At 53.1% G+C, this 17,829-nt stretch carries 16 protein-coding genes and 1 riboswitch; of the genes, 6 read left to right on the top strand and 10 right to left on the bottom strand.

Going from position 1 to position 17,829, the window contains the following annotated elements:
* The first annotated feature begins 265 nt into the window (after positions 1 to 265).
* Both J1784_RS15935 and J1784_RS15940 read left to right on the top strand, forming a co-directional pair.
* A complete protein-coding gene (locus J1784_RS15935; RefSeq protein WP_217150059.1) occupies positions 266 to 853 on the top strand; it encodes an NAD(P)H-dependent oxidoreductase in 588 nt (195 codons plus the stop codon).
* 30 nt (positions 854 to 883) lie between these two features.
* The gene (locus J1784_RS15940) at positions 884 to 1,189 is read left to right on the top strand and encodes a putative quinol monooxygenase (protein ID WP_095923548.1); all 306 of its coding nucleotides are present in this window, start codon (positions 884 to 886) and stop codon (positions 1,187 to 1,189) included.
* Positions 1,190 to 1,292: 103 nt separating this feature from the next.
* Here J1784_RS15940 and parE read toward each other — a convergent pair whose 3' ends face one another.
* From parE to nudF, 5 genes are all read right to left on the bottom strand, one after another.
* Entirely contained in the window at positions 1,293 to 3,188 is a 1,896-nt protein-coding gene (parE, locus tag J1784_RS15945; RefSeq protein WP_217150060.1) for a DNA topoisomerase IV subunit B, read from the bottom strand.
* Between the two features lie 115 nt (positions 3,189 to 3,303).
* Complete coding sequence (gene yqiA, locus J1784_RS15950; RefSeq protein WP_217150061.1) at positions 3,304 to 3,885, bottom strand: esterase YqiA; 582 nt, start codon at positions 3,883 to 3,885, stop codon at positions 3,304 to 3,306.
* Positions 3,882 to 4,712: a 3',5'-cyclic-AMP phosphodiesterase gene (gene cpdA / locus J1784_RS15955; RefSeq protein WP_217150062.1), complete on the bottom strand. Its 831-nt coding sequence runs from the start codon at positions 4,710 to 4,712 to the stop codon at positions 3,882 to 3,884. Before cpdA ends, yqiA begins: the two co-directional genes overlap by 4 nt.
* Before the next feature lie 27 nt (positions 4,713 to 4,739).
* Positions 4,740 to 5,165, bottom strand: a complete 426-nt coding sequence (locus tag J1784_RS15960) for a DUF1249 family protein (protein WP_095923552.1) — start codon at positions 5,163 to 5,165, stop codon at positions 4,740 to 4,742.
* Complete coding sequence (gene nudF, locus J1784_RS15965) at positions 5,165 to 5,797, bottom strand: ADP-ribose diphosphatase (RefSeq protein ID WP_217150063.1); 633 nt, start codon at positions 5,795 to 5,797, stop codon at positions 5,165 to 5,167. Before nudF ends, J1784_RS15960 begins: the two co-directional genes overlap by 1 nt.
* Before the next feature lie 223 nt (positions 5,798 to 6,020).
* Here nudF and tolC point away from each other — a divergent pair, with 223 nt between their 5' ends.
* The 3 genes from tolC to J1784_RS15980 all read left to right on the top strand — a co-directional run bounded on the left by tolC (position 6,021) and on the right by J1784_RS15980 (position 9,547).
* Positions 6,021 to 7,520 (top strand): outer membrane channel protein TolC, encoded by a 1,500-nt coding sequence (gene tolC / locus J1784_RS15970; RefSeq protein WP_274387331.1) that lies wholly within the window; start codon positions 6,021 to 6,023, stop codon positions 7,518 to 7,520.
* 185 nt (positions 7,521 to 7,705) lie between these two features.
* Positions 7,706 to 8,377 carry a DUF1190 family protein gene (locus tag J1784_RS15975; RefSeq protein ID WP_217150065.1) on the top strand — a complete coding sequence of 224 codons (672 nt, stop codon included), beginning with the start codon at positions 7,706 to 7,708 and terminating at the stop codon, positions 8,375 to 8,377.
* Between the two features lie 9 nt (positions 8,378 to 8,386).
* Positions 8,387 to 9,547 carry a glutathionylspermidine synthase family protein gene (locus tag J1784_RS15980; protein WP_217150066.1) on the top strand — a complete coding sequence of 387 codons (1,161 nt, stop codon included), beginning with the start codon at positions 8,387 to 8,389 and terminating at the stop codon, positions 9,545 to 9,547.
* Positions 9,548 to 9,599: 52 nt separating this feature from the next.
* On the opposite strand, the gene ygiD is transcribed toward J1784_RS15980, so the two are convergent.
* Positions 9,600 to 10,388, bottom strand: coding sequence for a 4,5-DOPA-extradiol-dioxygenase (gene ygiD, locus J1784_RS15985; RefSeq protein WP_217150200.1), 789 nt, complete (start codon positions 10,386 to 10,388; stop codon positions 9,600 to 9,602).
* Positions 10,389 to 10,626: 238 nt separating this feature from the next.
* Entirely contained in the window at positions 10,627 to 11,280 is a 654-nt protein-coding gene (ribB, locus tag J1784_RS15990; protein ID WP_217150067.1) for a 3,4-dihydroxy-2-butanone-4-phosphate synthase, read from the bottom strand.
* 134 nt (positions 11,281 to 11,414) lie between these two features.
* A riboswitch (FMN riboswitch) is annotated at positions 11,415 to 11,590 on the bottom strand.
* Between the two features lie 132 nt (positions 11,591 to 11,722).
* On the opposite strand from ribB, the gene ubiK reads away from it, so the two are divergent.
* Positions 11,723 to 11,995, top strand: coding sequence for a ubiquinone biosynthesis accessory factor UbiK (gene ubiK / locus J1784_RS15995; RefSeq protein ID WP_120133201.1), 273 nt, complete (start codon positions 11,723 to 11,725; stop codon positions 11,993 to 11,995).
* Positions 11,996 to 12,056: 61 nt separating this feature from the next.
* Here ubiK and yjeH read toward each other — a convergent pair whose 3' ends face one another.
* The 3 genes from yjeH to glnE form a co-directional block, all read right to left on the bottom strand.
* The gene (yjeH, locus tag J1784_RS16000; protein WP_217150068.1) at positions 12,057 to 13,307 is read right to left on the bottom strand and encodes an L-methionine/branched-chain amino acid transporter; all 1,251 of its coding nucleotides are present in this window, start codon (positions 13,305 to 13,307) and stop codon (positions 12,057 to 12,059) included.
* 112 nt (positions 13,308 to 13,419) lie between these two features.
* Positions 13,420 to 14,847 (bottom strand): bifunctional D-glycero-beta-D-manno-heptose-7-phosphate kinase/D-glycero-beta-D-manno-heptose 1-phosphate adenylyltransferase HldE, encoded by a 1,428-nt coding sequence (gene hldE, locus J1784_RS16005; RefSeq protein WP_217150069.1) that lies wholly within the window; start codon positions 14,845 to 14,847, stop codon positions 13,420 to 13,422.
* Positions 14,848 to 14,934: 87 nt separating this feature from the next.
* A complete protein-coding gene (gene glnE, locus J1784_RS16010) occupies positions 14,935 to 17,772 on the bottom strand; it encodes a bifunctional [glutamate--ammonia ligase]-adenylyl-L-tyrosine phosphorylase/[glutamate--ammonia-ligase] adenylyltransferase (protein ID WP_217150070.1) in 2,838 nt (945 codons plus the stop codon).
* Positions 17,773 to 17,829 lie beyond the last annotated feature (57 nt).

The following is a 17,829-nucleotide window of genomic DNA, read 5'->3' on the forward strand; positions in this document are numbered from 1 at the left end:
CCGCTGGCGCGCTGAGGCGACTTTTGCAGGGCAATGATGTTCGCGATAGTACATCATCTGCCGTATGGCTGTCACAGTTGCTGTGTTTATGGCTCTTTTTTCAGCCATTTTTTCACAAAAGAAGGATTAAATTGTCGTGACGTTTCTTCAATTATTGCATCTGAGTCAATAGTCTTGTGCGCTATATCACATTTTTCTGCGGCGCAGAGTTAAGTACACTACGTGATAACAGCCTGACCACCAGAATTCTAATTGAGGGAAACTCATGAGCAATATCCTGATTATCAATGCCGGCAAAACATTTGCCCACTCTAAAGGCGCACTGAACAACAGTCTGACCGAAGTTGCTACCAGCTTCCTGCGCGACAAAGGCCACGATGTGCGTGTGACTGTGCTGGAAGACGGTTATGACGTGCAGACCGAAATCGAAAGCTATCTGTGGGCGGATGCCATCATTTATCAGCAACCAGGCTGGTGGATGGGGATGCCGTGGACGCTAAAAAAATACGTCGATGAAGTGTTCACCGAAGGTCACGGCAAACTGTACGCCAGCGATGGCCGTACCCGTTCTGATGACTCGAAAAAATACGGTTCCGGCGGCCTGTTGCAGGGTAAATGCTACATGCTTTCCGTGACCTGGAATGCTCCGCTGGAAGCGTTCGAAGATAAAGAGCAGTTCTTCCACGGCGTTGGGGTTGACGGCGTTTACATGGCTCAGCACAAAGCTAACCAGTTTATCGGCCTCGATACTTTGCCGACTTTTATGTGTAACGACGTGATTAAACAGCCTGATGTGGAAGGTGATTTTGCGCGCTACCGTGCTCACCTTGAAAATGTATTCGGTCAGGCTTAAGGTTGAAGGTCACCCGGGAAAGAGGTTTTTATGATCACTGTTATTGCTGAAATCAAAGTAAAACCAGGTCGTCGCGATTCGGTTATGGAAAAAATCACAGCCCTGCTGCCAAGCGTTCTGGCAGAGAAAGGCTGTCACCGTTATGAGCCTTACGTTGATTTCAACGGTCAGATCCCGTGGCGTAAAACGGTCCCTGATTCCATCTTTATGCTGGAAGACTGGGAAAGTCTGGCGCATCTCGAAGCGCATCAGCAGGCTGAACATATGGACAAGCACCGCGAAAACATCAAAGCCGACGTGCTGGATGTCGTGATCCATATTATCGAAAAAGCGTAATCGTAAAATCTGCGCAGAGAAGTATCAGTGCAGATCAGAAAACAAAAATGCCGGAGCTGCAAAGCGTCCGGCATTTTTTATAGGTGCAACGAAAGAAAAAGGATCAGACGTCCAGTTCGGCGGTGTCGCCTTTTTCCTGCAACCAGTTACGGCGATCTTCAGAACGCTTCTTGGCCAGCAACATGTCCATCATGCGCAGCGTCTGATCGATATCTTCTTCATCGATCGTCAACTGCACCAGACGACGGGTGTTCGGATCCAGCGTCGTTTCGCGCAACTGCAACGGGTTCATTTCGCCCAGACCTTTAAAGCGCTGTACGTTCGGTTTGCCTTTCTTGCGTTTCAGCTGATCCAGCACGCCTTCTTTTTCCTGCTCGTCCAGCGCATAGAATACTTCTTTGCCCAGATCGATACGGTATAAAGGCGGCATCGCCACATACACATGACCACCGCGTACCAGGGACCGGAAGTGACGGACAAACAGCGCGCACAGCAACGTGGCAATGTGTAAGCCGTCGGAGTCCGCATCCGCAAGGATACAGATTTTGCCGTAACGCAGCTGGGTCAGATCTTCGCTGTCTGGATCGATGCCGATCGCCACAGAAATGTCGTGCACTTCCTGAGAGGCCAGCACTTCATCGGAAGAGACTTCCCACGTATTTAAGATCTTACCTTTGAGCGGCATGATCGCCTGATATTCACGATCACGAGCCTGTTTGGCAGAACCGCCTGCGGAATCCCCTTCCACCAGGAACAGTTCGGTCATGTTCAGATCCTGCGACGTACAGTCCGCCAGTTTGCCCGGCAGCGCAGGGCCGCTGGTCAGTTTCTTACGCACGACTTTTTTCGCTGCACGCAGACGACGCTGGGCGCTGGAAATGCACATTTCAGCCAGCTGTTCTGCCGCCTGAACGTTCTGGTTCAGCCACAGACTGAACGCATCTTTCACCACACCGGAAACAAACGCCGCACACTGACGTGAAGACAGACGTTCTTTAGTCTGACCGGCGAATTGCGGATCCTGCATTTTCACTGACAGCACATAGGCACAGCGTTCCCAGATATCTTCCGCAGACAGCTTCACGCCGCGCGGCAGGATATTGCGGAACTCGCAGAACTCACGCATGGCGTCCAGCAGCCCCTGACGCAGACCGTTGACGTGTGTACCGCCCTGCATGGTCGGGATCAGGTTCACGTAGCTTTCTGTCAGCAGTTCGCCGCCTTCCGGCAGCCACAACAATGCCCAGTCGACCGCTTCAGTATCACCGGCAAAGTTACCGACGAACGCTTTTTCAGGCAGGGTAATCAGGCCGTTAACCGCTTCCATCAGGTAGTCAGTCAGACCGTCTTCATAACACCAGCGTTGCTCGGTGTTATTCACTTTGTCTTTGAACAGGATTTCAACGCCAGGACACAGTACGGCTTTGGCTTTCAGCAAATGGCTGAGGCGGCTGACCGAAAAACGCGGGCTGTCGAAGAAGCTGCCGTCCGGCCAGAAATGTACGCTGGTCCCGGTATTACGCTTACCGCAGGTGCCGGTGACGTGCAAATCCTGCACTTTATCGCCGTTTTCAAACGCCATTTCATACACTTCGCCGCCGCGTTTTACCGCCACTTCGACGCGTTTGGATAAGGCGTTGACCACCGAAATCCCCACGCCGTGCAGGCCGCCGGAGAACTGGTAGTTTTTATTCGAGAATTTACCGCCTGCGTGCAGACGACAAAAAATCAGTTCGACCGCCGGGACGCCTTCTTCCGCGTGGATATCCACGGGCATACCACGGCCATCATCGATGACTTCAAGAGACTGATCTTCGTGAAGGATCACTTCGATGCGTTTTGCGTGACCGGCTAATGCCTCATCCACGCTGTTATCAATGACTTCCTGGCCGAGATGGTTTGGCCGGGTGGTATCGGTATACATGCCCGGACGGCGGCGCACCGGTTCGAGTCCGCTGAGGACCTCTATGGAATCCGCGTTATAAGTTGATTGGCTCATCGTTGATTATTCGTGGCTCATAGGTTTGTGGGCTAACGATACATTATTTGGGCGGGTATCAGGACTGGCAGCAAGCAGACGCGATAAATCCGGGGATAAAATCACCCTGACGATGTTAGTCTGCGGCCAGCTCAAGGAAATCTACAATCGGCGAAAAATAACGCTCAAAGCCGACAAATGCATGATTTCCTTCGGGTTCGACCGTCTGGCGACAGGTGGTGTAATACGCCACAGCCTGACGGTAATCGAGAATTTCATCGCCCGTTTGCTGCAGTAACCAGAGTAAATCCGGCGACTCCAGCGGTTCGACCTGCATCACTTTCAGATCGTAAACGTGGCGTGACTCTAACACATATTGCTGTCCGGTGTAGGGGTTCTCGTTTTGCCCGAGGAAGTCGATCAGCAGCTCATACGGCTTGACCGCCGGGTTCACCACCACCGCCGGTACGGCAAAACATTGTGACAACCAGGTGGCGTAATACCCGCCAAGTGACGAGCCGACAATCCCCAGTTTTTTACCGGCATTCTGGATAACCAGCGTTTCCAGTTGCTCAGCCGCATCCGCCGGATAAGGCGGCAGCTGCGGGATAACCATATCAATATGAGGATGATTAACCGCCAGCCAGTTTTTTAAAGACGTGGCTTTGGCTGAGTTGGGCGAACTGTTAAATCCGTGCAGATAAAGTAAGGTGTTCATTCGTAGCCGTCCGACTCCGTGTCAGGATGAAACTCACTGGTTTCCAGACGGAAGACTTCAGTTTCCACACGGCCATCCGGATATAAATCAAGATAGCGCCAGCCCGGCGCAACGGTATCAATTGTGAAATTAGTGCAATGCGGTTTGAACTGTACGCAGGTCGATGGCGTCGCGTAAAGACGACGTCCATACCAGTCGAGATCCAGTTCCTGATGGATATGACCGCACAAAAGCGTATTCACTTTCGGGTAATTCGCCAGCGTGTTCGCCAGCATATGCGCATTACGCAGGCTGTGCTGATCCAGCCACGTGCAGCCGGAAGGCAGCGGATGGTGATGGAGCATCAGCAAGGTAAAACGATCGGGATACGCTTCCAGACAGCGCACCAGCCATTCCAGCTGATACTCACTCAGCTCGCCGTGAGGCACGCCAAAAACCTGCGTATCGAGCAGGACTATCTGCCAGTGCTCACCGAGAAGAACATGCTTGGAAGGGTTAATGCCCGCATCCTGCAAGGCATTGACCATCGCTGGCTGAAAATCATGGTTACCTGGCAGCCAGACGCAAGGCGCGGTCAGCTCGCAGATGCCGCGGGCAAACTGATGGTAGGCTTCCACGGACTGATCCTGAGCAAGGTCACCGGTTGCCGCGATAATATCGACTTCGCGCTGCTGGGCTTTAATCGCATCCAGCACTGCGCGATAGCTGTTAAACGTATTCACGCCTAACAACGTTTCATCTTCGCCGGCAAAGAGATGGGTATCAGTAATCTGTAGAATCCTGACTTTGGCCCCATTCACCAAAGGCAGTGTAAACAGGCTTTCCAAATCGTTTCCTTTGTTATTGAAGTCTGTCTAACAAACCGGAATTGCCATCGCTCCGTGCGCAAGGCAATAACGCAGCCAATCCGCCAGGAACTGGTTAATTTGATGCTTTTCATCACGCTGATGCAACTTTTTATTAGGGTAATCATAGCGTGCTTTGAAACGAAAGATCTGCTGACTTGCACACACTTCGGCCACCATCGCATCGTGATACAGACGAACGGTGAGCGAAGGCAGGCTCCAGTAGCTGACAGCCGGAGCCGTCTGTTTTATTTCCACCAGCGAGGTATAACGCGTTGATTCGAGGATCGTCAGGCAATACGTCGCGCTACTCACCTGATATGTCACGGTTTCACCAGGCTCATCGGTGCGTGGCATTAAACGGCGCAATTGTGCAAAATTGGTTTCGCACAATCTCATCATTTCAGGGAAATCAGGGGTATAGCGCTTAATCATTATTTGGCCCACTCTTTTCTCAGGGATTCATGGTGCAGCTGCAGCCATTGCAGGGCAATCACTGACGCCGCATTGTCTATCGCTCCTTCTTCCACCCAGCGGTAGGCCTGTTCGCGGCTCACCACATGTACCCGGATGTCTTCATTCTCTGCTTCCAGACCGTGAATTCCTTCTGCCGTCGTGGCATCGACTTCACCGACCATAATAGAAAGGCGCTCGCTGGTTCCGCCCGGACTTGCCAGGTAATTCAGAGCCGGTTTGCAACGCTTCACCACAATGTTCGCTTCCTCGAGTGCTTCGCGGCGGGCGACATCTTCGACTGTCTCGCCCTCTTCAATGATACCGGCGACCATCTCCAGAAGCCAAGGGGTATCACTGGAATCCAGTGCAGGGATACGGATCTGCTCGATAAGCACCACTTCATCCCGTTTCGGATCATAAGGTAAGAGTACCGCCGCATGTCCGCGCTCGAAAACTTCGCGCACAACTTCACCGCTCATTTCCCCATTAAACAGCCGATGGCGAAACCGATATGCAATAATAGAAAAAAAACCTTTATATCGCGTCTCACGTGCAATAATTTCTACATCATCTTTGCCGAAAGTAACCGGTGACCGTTTAAATGAAGACATGGAATGTTTCCTTATCCCTCTTAAAGGTAATTTATCGCCCTTTGAGGTCAATTTGATGAAAATGCGTTAATAATAATCAAGGTTGTTTGTGATAGATTTAGGCTCATTCAGTCGGGAAGGCACGTTAAGCCAACCAACCCGTTAGCCTGACTCTGCTAGAATCCGCGTCTATTGGTAATTTGACAGCGCCACCATACATAACAACATTGCTGCACAACAAGGAATGCAAATGAAGAAACTGCTCCCCCTTCTCATCGGACTCAGCCTGGGCGGCTTCAGTACGATAAGCCAGGCCGAAAACCTGATGCAGGTCTATCAGCAAGCCAGGACAAGTAACCCGGACCTGCGCAAATCTGCTGCTGACCGGGATGCTGCATTCGAAAAAATCAACGAAAGCCGCAGTCCTTTATTACCGCAACTCGGTTTGGGTGCGGATTATGGATATACCAATGGATATCGTGATGCCAATGGCGTTAACAGCGATGTTGGCAGTGCCAGTCTGCAATTAACGCAGACCATTTTCGATATGTCAAAATGGCGCGCCCTGACCTTGCAGGAAAAAACTGCCGGTATTCAGGATGTGTCATATCAGACCGATCAGCAGTCTCTGATCCTGAATTCCGCTACGGCATATTTCAACGTTTTGAGTGCGATCGATTCACTCTCTTATACCGAAGCGCAGAAACAGGCTATTTACCGCCAGTTGGATCAAACCACTCAGCGTTTTAACGTGGGTCTGGTCGCGATTACCGATGTGCAGAACGCCCGTTCACAATACGACACCGTTTTGGCCAACGAAGTGACTGCCCGTAATAACCTGGATAACGCACTCGAATCCCTGCGTCAGGTTACCGGTATGTATTATCCGCAACTGTCTTCCCTGAATGTCGACAACTTCAACACCACGCGTCCGCAACCGGTCTCAACCCTGTTGAAAGAAGCAGAAAGCCGCAACCTGAGCTTGCTGTCTGCGCGTCTGTCACAGGATCTGGCACGTGAGCAAATCCGTTATGCGGAGACCGGCCACATGCCAACGGTGGACCTGACTGCTTCTACCGGCATCAGCAATACCAAGTATCACGGCGATAAAACGGGTGGCGCTTCGAGCTATCAGGATGCCGATGCAGGCCAGAACAAAATTGGTCTGAGCTTCTCTCTGCCACTGTACAGCGGCGGCTCGGTGACCTCTCAGGTCAAACAAGCTCAGTACAACTTTGTGGGCGCCAGCGAACAGCTGGAAAGTGCTCATCGCAGCGTTGTTCAGACCGTTCGTTCTTCCTTCAACAACATCTCTGCCTCAATCAGCAGCATCAACGCGTATAAACAAGCCGTTGTTTCTGCTCAGAGTTCTTTAGATGCGATGGAAGCCGGTTATCAGGTGGGTACCCGTACTATCGTTGATGTGCTGGATGCGACAACCACGCTGTATAACGCCAAACAACAGCTTTCCAGCGCACGTTACACGTATCTGATCAATCAGCTGAACATCAAATCAGCGCTGGGTACGTTGAACGAAAGCGACCTGTTGGCACTGAACGGTGCTCTGGGCAAACCGGTTCCGACTGCACCTGATCAGGTTGCGCCGGAAACACCAGACCAGGATGCAGCAGCAGACGGTTACGGTAACAAAACCGCAGCAGCACCTGCACCACGCGCTCAAAAAGCCAGTGCAACGACCTCTGCGAACACCACGAAGAAAAGCGGTAATCCTTTCCAGAACTGATCCTGAAAAGCCCCCCGAATTTCGACTAAAGCAGCCTGAAAAGGCTGCTTTTTTTTGCCTGTGTCACGCCGCTCTGTAAAGTCTCGTAACAATTGCCTGTCGCTGCTTTAACATTAACCAACTTTCCCCTATTCTTAGGCCCTACTGGGAAAGGGCAAAAAAGCCCTACACATGGGATAAGAACGATGAAACGGACACAACAAGTCAACTTAGCTACCTTCCGTAAATCATGGCGTAGCTCTCGGATCACTCCTGTCGCTCTGGCAGTCAGTGCGGTCTTTATGCTGGCCGGCTGCGAGAAAACCGACGAAACAGTTTCTCTGTATCAGAACGCGGACGACTGCTCGAAAGCCAATCCGTCAGGTAGCGCACAATGTGTCGCCGCCTACGATGCAGCCAAACAGGAAGCGGCAAAAACTGCGCCGAAATATGCCAGCCGTGAAGACTGTATTGCTGAATTTGGCGAAGGTCAGTGTACTCAGGCTCCTGCTCAGGCAGGTGTTGCGACAGCTGAAAACCAGAGCAGCGGTGGCAGCATGTGGATGCCGCTGATGGCCGGTTATATGATGGGACGCATGATGAGCGGTGGCGGCTACGCGCAACAGCCTCTGTTCAGCTCAAAAAATCCTGCCAGCCCGGCAAACGGTAAATTCGTGGATGCGACCGGTAAAAACTACGGTCCTGCGACTGCCGGTGGCCGTACCATGAATGTACCTAAAACGGCGATGGCACCAAAACCTGCCGTTACCAACACCATCACCCGTGGCGGTTTTGGCGACAGCGTTGCCAAACAAACCTCGATGCAACGCAGCTCTTCTGCCGCGACACGCAGCCCTGGCCGCAGCATGGGTGGCTAAGAGATACCGATGAAACGTTTAGCCATTAATGAGCGCCCGGACTGGCGCGAAAAAGCCACGGAGTTTGGCTTCAATTTTCACACCATGTATGGCGAGCCTTACTGGTGTGAAGATGCGTATTACCAGTTTACTCTGGCGCAGATTGAAGAGATTGAAGACGCCACCGCTGACATTCACCAGATGTGCCTGAAAGTGGTTGAGCGCGTGGTGAATGACGACAAACTGATGGCGAAATTCCAGATCCCGAAACACGTCTGGGACTTTGTCCGTAGTTCATGGCGCACACAACAACCTTCACTGTATTCACGTCTGGATCTGGCTTACGACGGAGTGAATCCGCCTAAGCTGCTGGAAAATAACGCCGATACGCCGACCTCTTTGTATGAAGCGGCCTTTTTCCAGTGGCTGTGGCTGGAAGATCAAATCGCGGCGGGCAACCTGACTCAGGATGCTGACCAGTTCAACAGTTTGCAGGAAAAACTGATCGAGCGTTTTGCCGAGCTGAAAAACGAACATGGTTTTTCTCTGCTGCATATCGCTTGCTGTCAGGACACCGAAGAAGATCGCGGGACCGTGCAATATTTGCAGGACTGCGCGCTGGAAGCCGAACTGGCCAGCGAGTTCCTGTTTATCGAGGAAATTGGTCTGGGCGAGCGCGGGCAATTCACCGATACGCAGGATCAGGTCATTTCTAACCTGTTCAAGCTGTATCCGTGGGAGTTCATGTTCCGTGAAGTGTTCGCCACCAAGCTGGAAGATGCCGGTGTGCGCTGGCTGGAACCCGCCTGGAAAGCCATTCTGTCGAATAAAGCCCTGCTTCCACTTTTATGGGAAATGTTCCCGGATCATCCGAATCTGCTGCCGGCGTATTTTGCCGAAGACCCGCATCCTGAACTGGATCACTACGTCGTGAAGCCGCTGTTTTCACGCGAAGGCGCTAACATCAAAGTGATCGAAAAAGGTCAGGAAGTGGCGAGCGTTGAAGGCCCGTATGGCGCAGAAGGCATGATCGTGCAGCAGTTCCATCCGTTGCCGGTGTTTGAAGGCAGTTATACTCTGATCGGCAGCTGGCTGGTCAACGATCAACCTTGCGGTATCGGCATCCGCGAAGATAAAGCGCTGATCACGCAGGATCTGTCACGTTTCTATCCGCATACGATTGTCGGATAAACCGCGTAAAAAAGGATAATGAAGAAATTCATTATCCTTTTGTTTTCATGTTTTATCCTGCCTGAACAGAAAGCATAGAAAGCGATCCCATTACGATCCCGTCAGTCGGCTGAGTAATTGGCTCCGCACCATCCCACGCGCCTAAAATATACAGCAATGGCAGATAGTGATCCGGAGACGGATTCGATAACGCGCCGCCTTCATGTTCCATAAACTTCACCAGAGGATGATCTTTCGCATCGCCCTTCCAGCTCAGGTTATCTTTCACATATTTCTCGAACGCAATCGCCCACGGATAAGGTTCGCCATTGCCGTCCCATTTCACCATGCGCAGGTTATGCACCACGTTCCCGCTGGCAACAATCATCACGCCTTCGTCACGCAGAATCGCCAGTTTCTTGCCTAACTCATAGTGATATTCCGGCGGCTGCGTGCCATCGATGCTCAGCTGGATAACCGGGATATCGGCATCCGGATACATCTTGATCAGCACGCCCCAGGTACCGTGGTCAAAACCCCACTCGCTGGTATCGGCCATCACATTCACCGGGCTGAGCAATTCCTGCACCCGTTTCGCCAGCGCCGGTGAACCTGGTGCCGGATAACGTTTATCGAACAGTGCCTGCGGAAAACCCCCAAAGTCGTGAATGGTGCGCGGGTTTTCCATCGCCGTCACTGCGGTTCCGCGAGTGAACCAGTGAGCAGAAACCGCCAGAATCGCTTTTGGCCGTGGCAATGATTCACCCAGCGCATGCCAGGCACGAGTATAAATGTTGTCTTCCAGCACGTTCATCGGGCTGCCGTGGCCTAAGAAAAGTGCGGGCATACGTTGAGTTGTCATCATAAATTCCTTACCGCAAATAAAAGTGAGCGGGCCGAAAGCAGCCTCCGCGTGATGTCATTACGGTACTCTTTTTGATTACGGGTTACAGCCGGATAACCATGAAGGAGATGTTCAATAAATTTGATGAGAAAAATCAAAAGAAGAAAGGGGGTAAATTGTGCCAAAGACAAATTGCAGGATTCAAAAGCAAAAGGCCGCATAAGCGGCCTTTCTGTTAAGCACGATCGGTCTATATTTAGCTTGCCTGACGGGTCTGCGCCTGGCGATAAGCCACCAGATCGGCGATGGTCACCACCGGCATATTATGCTGACGGGCAAAGACAATGACCTCAGGCGCATGCGCCATGCTGCCATCGTCATTGGTCAGTTCACACAGCACACCGAAAGGCTTCAGGCCAGCCAGTGTCGCCAGATCGATGGACGCCTCTGTGTGACCGCCGCGGGTCAGCACGCCGCCTGCCTGCGCGCGCAGCGGGAAGATATGCCCAGGGCGGTTCAGGTCAGAAGGTTTTGCGCCGTCTTTGATTGCCGCACGGATAGTCGTGATGCGGTCAGCGGCAGAAACCCCGGTGGTCACGCCTTCAACCGCTTCAATCGTCACGGTGAAAGGCGTCTGGTACGGGCTGGAGTTGTTCTCAACCATCATCGGCAAGTCCAGCTTTTTACGGCTGTCTTCGTTCATGGTGAGGCAGACAATTCCGCTGCCGTGACGAATGGTCAGCGCCATTTGCTCAACAGTCATGTTTTCAGCGGCAAAGATTAAATCGCCTTCGTTTTCACGATCTTCGTCATCCAGTACTAACACACCAACACCGTTACGCATGGCGTCAAGAGCACGCTCAACACGTTCAGCTGATGTACCGAATTCGGAAAGTAGGGTCTGATTCATGGTAAAAATAACCTCATGTTTTGTATGTGGATTACCAGAATCAGGGCGTCTTGAGGAGGCTAGCTGCGGCAGCCGCATGGCGTGCTACAGTTATAAAAAATAACGCAGCGGACAATGTTGTGCCCGGCTTGAATCGTTACTCTCTCCCATCCGGACTTTAACCGTCGGCCCCGGAATTACACCGGATCTGCTGACCTCTAACCCCGAAGGATTGAGCGCTCGCGGGCTTCCACATGGAAGAGATTATGATTCTTCCTATATTCCGTGGTTTACCGCCGGTGGGGACTTTCACCCCGCCCTGAGAATAAGCAAAACAACTATAGCGCCAATAAATGAGCAGAGCAATCCTGCGGATTGGCCAATTAGTGCCACTGATGGTTTATAGAAACGGCGTCAGCGATTACACTAAGGGAAAGCACCTCCTTCGAGAAAAGGAATAATCATGATTGACCCGAAAAAAATTGAACAAATTGCCCGCCAGGTTCACGAATCTATGCCTAAAGGGATCCGTGAGTTTGGTGAAGATGCCGAAAAAAAAATCCGTCAGGTATTACAGGCGCAGTTCAGCCGTATGGATTTAGTCAATCGCGAAGAGTTTGACGTTCAGACGCAGGTTTTACTGCGCACCCGTGAAAAGCTGGCTGTGCTGGAACAACGTCTCGCGGCGCTGGAAGGTAAACAAGCTGAAGCGGCAAAACCGCAAGATCCGGCCTGATCGTATAAGTTGAAACAGAAAAGGCCTGCTGAGCAGGCCTTTTTACTGTGTACTCATGCGCTTATCTGGCGCTGAGTACCGCTTTAGCGCGGGGCAACAGCAGTGATAACGCCGTAAATACCACTACGGCGTACAGTGCTTTCCAGCCGACCATCGCCAGCAATCCGCAGCACAATACCACCCCCAGCATCGCCATCCATTTTGAACGCCCTTTCAGAAGCCGCGTACCCGCCAGCATACAGAGCAGATAAATCAGGATGAAAATACCGTTGGCGTAAGTGATCAGCGCCCCCAGCGGCAAATGCAGCCAGTAAATCAGTAAGGTGAAGAGCATACAGCTTCCGACAACCAGATTGAGCGCCGCAACCGGCACCTGCTGAGACGAAAGCTGCGCCAGCTTGCTTTGCGGCCTGAGCTGGGCCTGCGACCACACCAGCCGGGCGAAGCTTTGGGTGTAGATATTCACGCTGGCAAAACATGCCAGATACCCAATGATGCAGGCCACCCACAACGCTTTTTGCCCGAACAGTTGCACAACGATGCCGGGGAGCGAAGCGCCCGCTTCCCGCCCTTCTCCCCACGCATGGAATTTCAGCACCGCGACAGTACAACCCCAGTAAACGGCGCCCGCCACCAGCATACCAATCAGCAGAGCGCGCGGGAAATCCCGTTCAGGATTGCGGAACTCTGTTGCCAGATGGGCAAAAGCTTCCAGACCGACAAAGCACCAGAACATCACTGCCAGCGCATCAAAAAGGTTTGCAGATGAAACGTCACGGATCGCAGGCAATGGGATTTCAGGCAGAGAAATTCCCCCTTTCCACCAGATAGCGATCACCAGCGCGATGACCAGCAAAGCAATCAGCGTCTGGATGTTGGCGCTCGAACCGGCGCTGCGTGTGCCCAGAAACCAGATAACCAGCAACGTTGCGAGCTGTACCAGCAGAAGATTTTCACTGCTCCAGCCAAATGCCGCCTGCCAGAAACCGGCAGCGATATGCAGTGCCGCCGGTAATCCGACCGGAATAACAGACAGAAACAGCCAGCCGGTGACGCGTGCCATATGCGGGCCGAATGCTTTCCCGACAAAATGCGCAGCGCCGCCTGCGCTGGGGAAATGACGTCCCAGCGCGGCGAAGCCGATAGCAATCGGGAAAACCAGCAGGATCAGCACCGGCCACGCCCAGAGGCTGTCGTTTTGCGCCAGTTGTGCCGCAAGCGCAGGCACGGCAAAAACACCGGTTCCCAGCAGCGACGTGGATAACAACCCGACGCCCTGCGCCAGGCTCAATTCCTGTTTTAATCCGCTCACAACGTTATTCCGCTCACAACAAAGTCACTTCCGTTTTGTGTTATTGACCCAATCATCAAAAAGAAAAAGGGCTTATCAGATAAGCCCTTTCATACAAAAAACGATATTAAAATCAGTCCTGCGCTTTTATCTGATTAATGATTTTGGTAGTGGATAAACCATCTTCAAAATTCAGTACGCGCACTTCACCGCCATTCGCCCAGACTTCCTGGCAACCGGCGATCTGTTCTGGCTTATAGTCGCCGCCTTTGACCAACAGATCAGGCAAGATCCCGGCGATCAAACGTTGTGGCGTATCCTCTTCGAAAGAAACCACCCAGTCGACAGCGCCCAGCGCACCCAGCACGATCATACGGTTTTGCAGCGCATTCACCGGACGGGTTTCGCCTTTCAGACGTTTGGTCGAGGCATCGCTGTTAACGGCAACAATCAGACGATCTCCGAGTTTTCGGGCATTCGCCAGATAAGAAACGTGTCCTGCGTGCAGGATGTCGAAGATGCCGTTGGTCATCACGACTTTTTCGCCGCGCTGACGCGCCATCGCTACAGCCGCTTTCAGCTGTTCTTCGTTCATCACGCCAAAACCGACGTCGGAACGCCCGCCGATGGCATTTTCCAGCTCAACCGGAGAAACGGTAGACGTACCAAGTTTACCGACCACCACACCCGCGGCAGCATTGGCCAGGAAGCATGATTCTTCCAGCGTATTACCGGCGGCCAGAGCCGCAGCCAGCGTACCGATCACCGTGTCACCGGCACCGGTCACGTCATACACTTCCTGCGCCTGCGTTGGCATATGGAAAGGCGCTTTGCCCGGCTGCAGCAGCGTCATACCGTGTTCAGAACGTGTCACCAGCAAGGCAGAAAGCTCGAAATCCGCAATCAGTTGCATACCGCGCGCGACGATTTCATCTTCGTTTTTGCAACGCCCGACAACAGCTTCAAATTCGGACAGATTTGGCGTCAGTAACGTCGCACCGCGATAACGCTCAAAGTCAGAACCTTTAGGATCGACCAGCACCGGCACACCCGCTTTTCTCGCCAGCTGAATCATCTTCTGTACTTCTGTCAGCGCGCCTTTGGCGTAGTCAGACAGCACCAGCGCACCGCTTTGCGGTAAGGCCTGTTCGATTTTGGTCAGCATCGGCTGGAGATCGACGCCTTCAAAACCTTCTTCGAAGTCGAGACGGATCAGCTGCTGGTTACGGGATAAAATGCGCAGCTTGGTGATGGTCGGATGCGTGGATAACGCCACGAAATCGCAGTTTACTTTCACTTCCGCCAGACGTTCGCTGAGTGCGCGTGCCGCGTCATCCACACCGGTCAGGCCGATCAGACGCGAAGAAGCACCGAGAGACGAAATGTTCATCGCCACGTTTGCCGCGCCGCCAGGACGTTCTTCGATAGTATTTACCTTCACGACCGGTACCGGCGCTTCCGGCGAAATACGGTTGGTCGGGCCATACCAGTAGCGGTCTAACATTACGTCACCGACCACCAGTACACCGGCACGGTGGAAATCAGGCAAAGTCACTTTCATCCCAAGACTCCAAAACAGATAAATCAAATCGGGTAAACACAATGCGCCGGATAATATCACAAGCGTCTGTTACCCGAATAAAAACCCTTAGCCCAGCCAGTTCGCCCAGCTGGCGCGGATTTGCGCACGCTCCGTCGCAAAGCTGTCTGCGGCCACTTTTCCGCTATGTTCCTGCAAGGCAAGGTGATGAATTTCATCGCGCAGCGTGACATAAGCCTGCGTCAGATTTCGCGCCTCTTCTTCCGGCATGATGTCGTATTGCGCCATCAGCTCGAAAATCCTCACATTATCGGACCAGCGGGTCAGCTTCGGCTCATCGTGAGCAAAGCGTAAGACCAGATATTGTGCAATGAATTCAATATCAGTGATGCCACCCGGATCGGCTTTCAGATCAAACTGATCAGCCTTTTTGCTCCCCAGATGCGCATACATTTTCTCTCGCATTTCGCGCACTTCTTTTCGCAGCCCTTCGTCATCACGCTGGCGGCACAAAATATCGCGGCGCGTAGCGTTAAACTGCTGTGTCAGCTGCGGGTCGCCATACACAACGCGTGCGCGCACCAGCGCCTGATGTTCCCACGTCCAGGCCTCATTGGCCTGATAATCGGCAAATGCTTCAATGGTGCTAACCAGCATGCCGGACGCGCCGGAAGGCCGCAGGCGCGCATCGACTTCATAAAGGATCCCGGACGACGTGCGCGTGCTGAACAGATGCATAATGCGCTGCGCCAGCCGCAGATAAAACTGGCGACCATCGATAACACGCTCGCCGTCGGTCATGACTTCCGGTGCGCAATCGAGCAGGAAAACCAGATCCAGATCCGAGCTGTAACCCAGCTCCCAACCGCCGAGCTTACCGTAACCAATCACCGCAAAGCCACGCCCCTCACGGTGCCCGAGATGTGTTGGCTGGCCGTATTTTACGACCATCTGTTCCCACGCCTGCTGCACCACGACGTCGAGAATGGCTTCGGCAAGATAGGTTAAATGGTCACTGACTTTCATCACGGGCAGCGCGCCGGAAATATCCCCGGCGGCGATACGCAGATGCTGTGCCTGCTTAAATTGCCGCACAGCTTCAAGCTGCTGCTCTTCATCTTCTGTCGGCACGCGCATCAGATACTGACGCAGCTCATCGCGATAAGCGGTCAGTTCAATCGGCTGATACAACGTGCGCGGATCGAGTAACTCATCGAGCAGTAACGGGTGACGAGCCAGTTGCGTCGCGACCATCGGTGACGCGGCACACAGGCGGATTAGCTGTTTGAGCGCACCGGGATATTCGACCAGCAGCTCGATATAAGTGGTACGCGTGACGATATTCAGCAGCAGTTGCATCAGGCGCTGAAGTGTCACGTCGGCATTTTTGTAGGTACACACCTGCGCCAGCAGGCGCGGCATCAGTAAATCCAGTTGCTCACGCCCGCGCGGTCCGATGGTGCGTTTATCGACGTCCCGGCGGAATTCGGCAATTTGCTGCAAAACATGGCGCTGCGCGTTTTCATTGAGCAGGGGAACCAGCGGTGCCAGTTCGGCAGGTTCCAGCGCATCAATCCACAAACTGCTGAACTGCGCCTGTTGCTGATCGTCTTCCGCGTCCGGCGTGTCATCGCCAATCAGATCGTTAAACACCGCACGCACGGCCTGCATGTGAGCATTTATGGCATCCAGAAGCTGCGGCCAGCCGGCGTAATCCATTCCCCAGGCCAGACGCGCCTGATTCAGTTCATCGGACGGTAAAGTCTGCGTCTGCTCATCGGAAATAGCCTGCAGCAGGTTTTCCAGCCGACGCAGGAACAAATAACTGGTGCGCAGTTGCAGCACCTGTTCGACCGGCAGCAAGCCCAGATTTTCCAGCGCCTGCAAGGTCGGCAACAATGCACGCTGCTGCAATGCGGGTTCACGCCCCCCACGGATCAGCTGGAAGACCTGAACGATAAATTCAATTTCCCGGATCCCGCCCGCGCCGAGTTTGATGTTGTCTTTCAATCCGCGGCGGCGGACTTCGCGGGCGATCATCCCTTTCATATTACGTAATGACTGGATCACGCTGAAATCGATGTAACGGCGGAACACAAAAGGCATCAGCATTTTGCGCAGTTCCTGGCTACTGATGTCTTCCGCGCCGCCCATCAGCCGCGCTTTCACCATCGCGTAGCGTTCCCAGTCGCGCCCCTGTTCCTGATAATAATCTTCCAAAGCCGGGAAGCTCATCACCAGCGGACCGCTGTCGCCGAACGGCCGCAGACGCATATCCACACGGTAAACAAAACCATCGATAGTCGGCTGATCCAGCGCCTTGATCAGCCGCTGTCCAAGACGGGTGAAGAACTGGGCATTGTCCAGTTCGCGGCGCCCGCCACGGGTTTGGCCGTTTTCCGGATAGGCAAAAATCAGGTCGATATCGGAAGAGAAATTCAGCTCCCCGCCGCCGAGTTTGCCCATACCGAGGATCAGCATTCGCTGCGGTTCGCCCGCCGCATTCACCGGGGTACCGAATTCGCGACAGCAGGCGTCGTACAGCCAGTCGCGGGCACTGACAATCAGCAGTTCCGCCAGCTCGCTCAGCTGATGAAGCGTGTCTTTCGCTTCGCTGGTTTGTGCGGATTGCGACCAGGCGATGCGGGTCAGAATACGGCGGCGGAATAAACGCAGCGCTTTCATCAGCCCGTTTTCATCGTTTACCCCGGCCAGTGCTTCTTCCAGCCACGGACGGTATAGCTGCCATTCCTGAGACTGAGGCGGGGTCTCATTGATTTCATGCCACCACTGTGGAAATACCAGCAAGCTGTCCTTGACGAATTCACTACTGGCTAATATGGCCAGCTGTTGATCATCGGGAAGCGGTAGGTGTTCAGGGTGTTCACGCCAGCGCTCAAGCAGACTCTGCGCGTGGATTTGCAAAACAGAAGAAAGTGGCAACATGAAATCGGATTCCTTGCAAAAAAAAGCCCGGGTAATTTGCCCAGGCTCATCAGTCAA

The sequence above is a fragment of the Rahnella ecdela genome (genome assembly GCF_019049625.1).
In the GTDB taxonomy this organism is placed as follows: Bacteria; Pseudomonadota; Gammaproteobacteria; order Enterobacterales; family Enterobacteriaceae; genus Rahnella; species Rahnella ecdela.

What these genes read in the sequence shown, in the direction of transcription:
- ygiD (WP_217150200.1), bottom strand. Translation starts at nt 10,388, where the DNA reads ATGACAACTCAACGTATGCCCGCACTTTTCTTAGGCCACGGCAGCCCG.
- tolC (WP_274387331.1), top strand. Translation starts at nt 6,021, where the DNA reads ATGCAAATGAAGAAACTGCTCCCCCTTCTCATCGGACTCAGCCTGGGC.
- J1784_RS15975 (WP_217150065.1), top strand. Translation starts at nt 7,706, where the DNA reads ATGAAACGGACACAACAAGTCAACTTAGCTACCTTCCGTAAATCATGG.
- hldE (WP_217150069.1), bottom strand. Translation starts at nt 14,847, where the DNA reads ATGAAAGTGACTTTGCCTGATTTCCACCGTGCCGGTGTACTGGTGGTC.
- yqiA (WP_217150061.1), bottom strand. Translation starts at nt 3,885, where the DNA reads ATGAACACCTTACTTTATCTGCACGGATTTAACAGTTCGCCCAACTCA.
- J1784_RS15980 (WP_217150066.1), top strand. Translation starts at nt 8,387, where the DNA reads ATGAAACGTTTAGCCATTAATGAGCGCCCGGACTGGCGCGAAAAAGCC.
- parE (WP_217150060.1), bottom strand. Translation starts at nt 3,188, where the DNA reads ATGAGCCAATCAACTTATAACGCGGATTCCATAGAGGTCCTCAGCGGA.
- J1784_RS15940 (WP_095923548.1), top strand. Translation starts at nt 884, where the DNA reads ATGATCACTGTTATTGCTGAAATCAAAGTAAAACCAGGTCGTCGCGAT.
- nudF (WP_217150063.1), bottom strand. Translation starts at nt 5,797, where the DNA reads ATGTCTTCATTTAAACGGTCACCGGTTACTTTCGGCAAAGATGATGTA.
- glnE (WP_217150070.1), bottom strand. Translation starts at nt 17,772, where the DNA reads ATGTTGCCACTTTCTTCTGTTTTGCAAATCCACGCGCAGAGTCTGCTT.
- ribB (WP_217150067.1), bottom strand. Translation starts at nt 11,280, where the DNA reads ATGAATCAGACCCTACTTTCCGAATTCGGTACATCAGCTGAACGTGTT.
- ubiK (WP_120133201.1), top strand. Translation starts at nt 11,723, where the DNA reads ATGATTGACCCGAAAAAAATTGAACAAATTGCCCGCCAGGTTCACGAA.
- J1784_RS15960 (WP_095923552.1), bottom strand. Translation starts at nt 5,165, where the DNA reads ATGATTAAGCGCTATACCCCTGATTTCCCTGAAATGATGAGATTGTGC.
- J1784_RS15935 (WP_217150059.1), top strand. Translation starts at nt 266, where the DNA reads ATGAGCAATATCCTGATTATCAATGCCGGCAAAACATTTGCCCACTCT.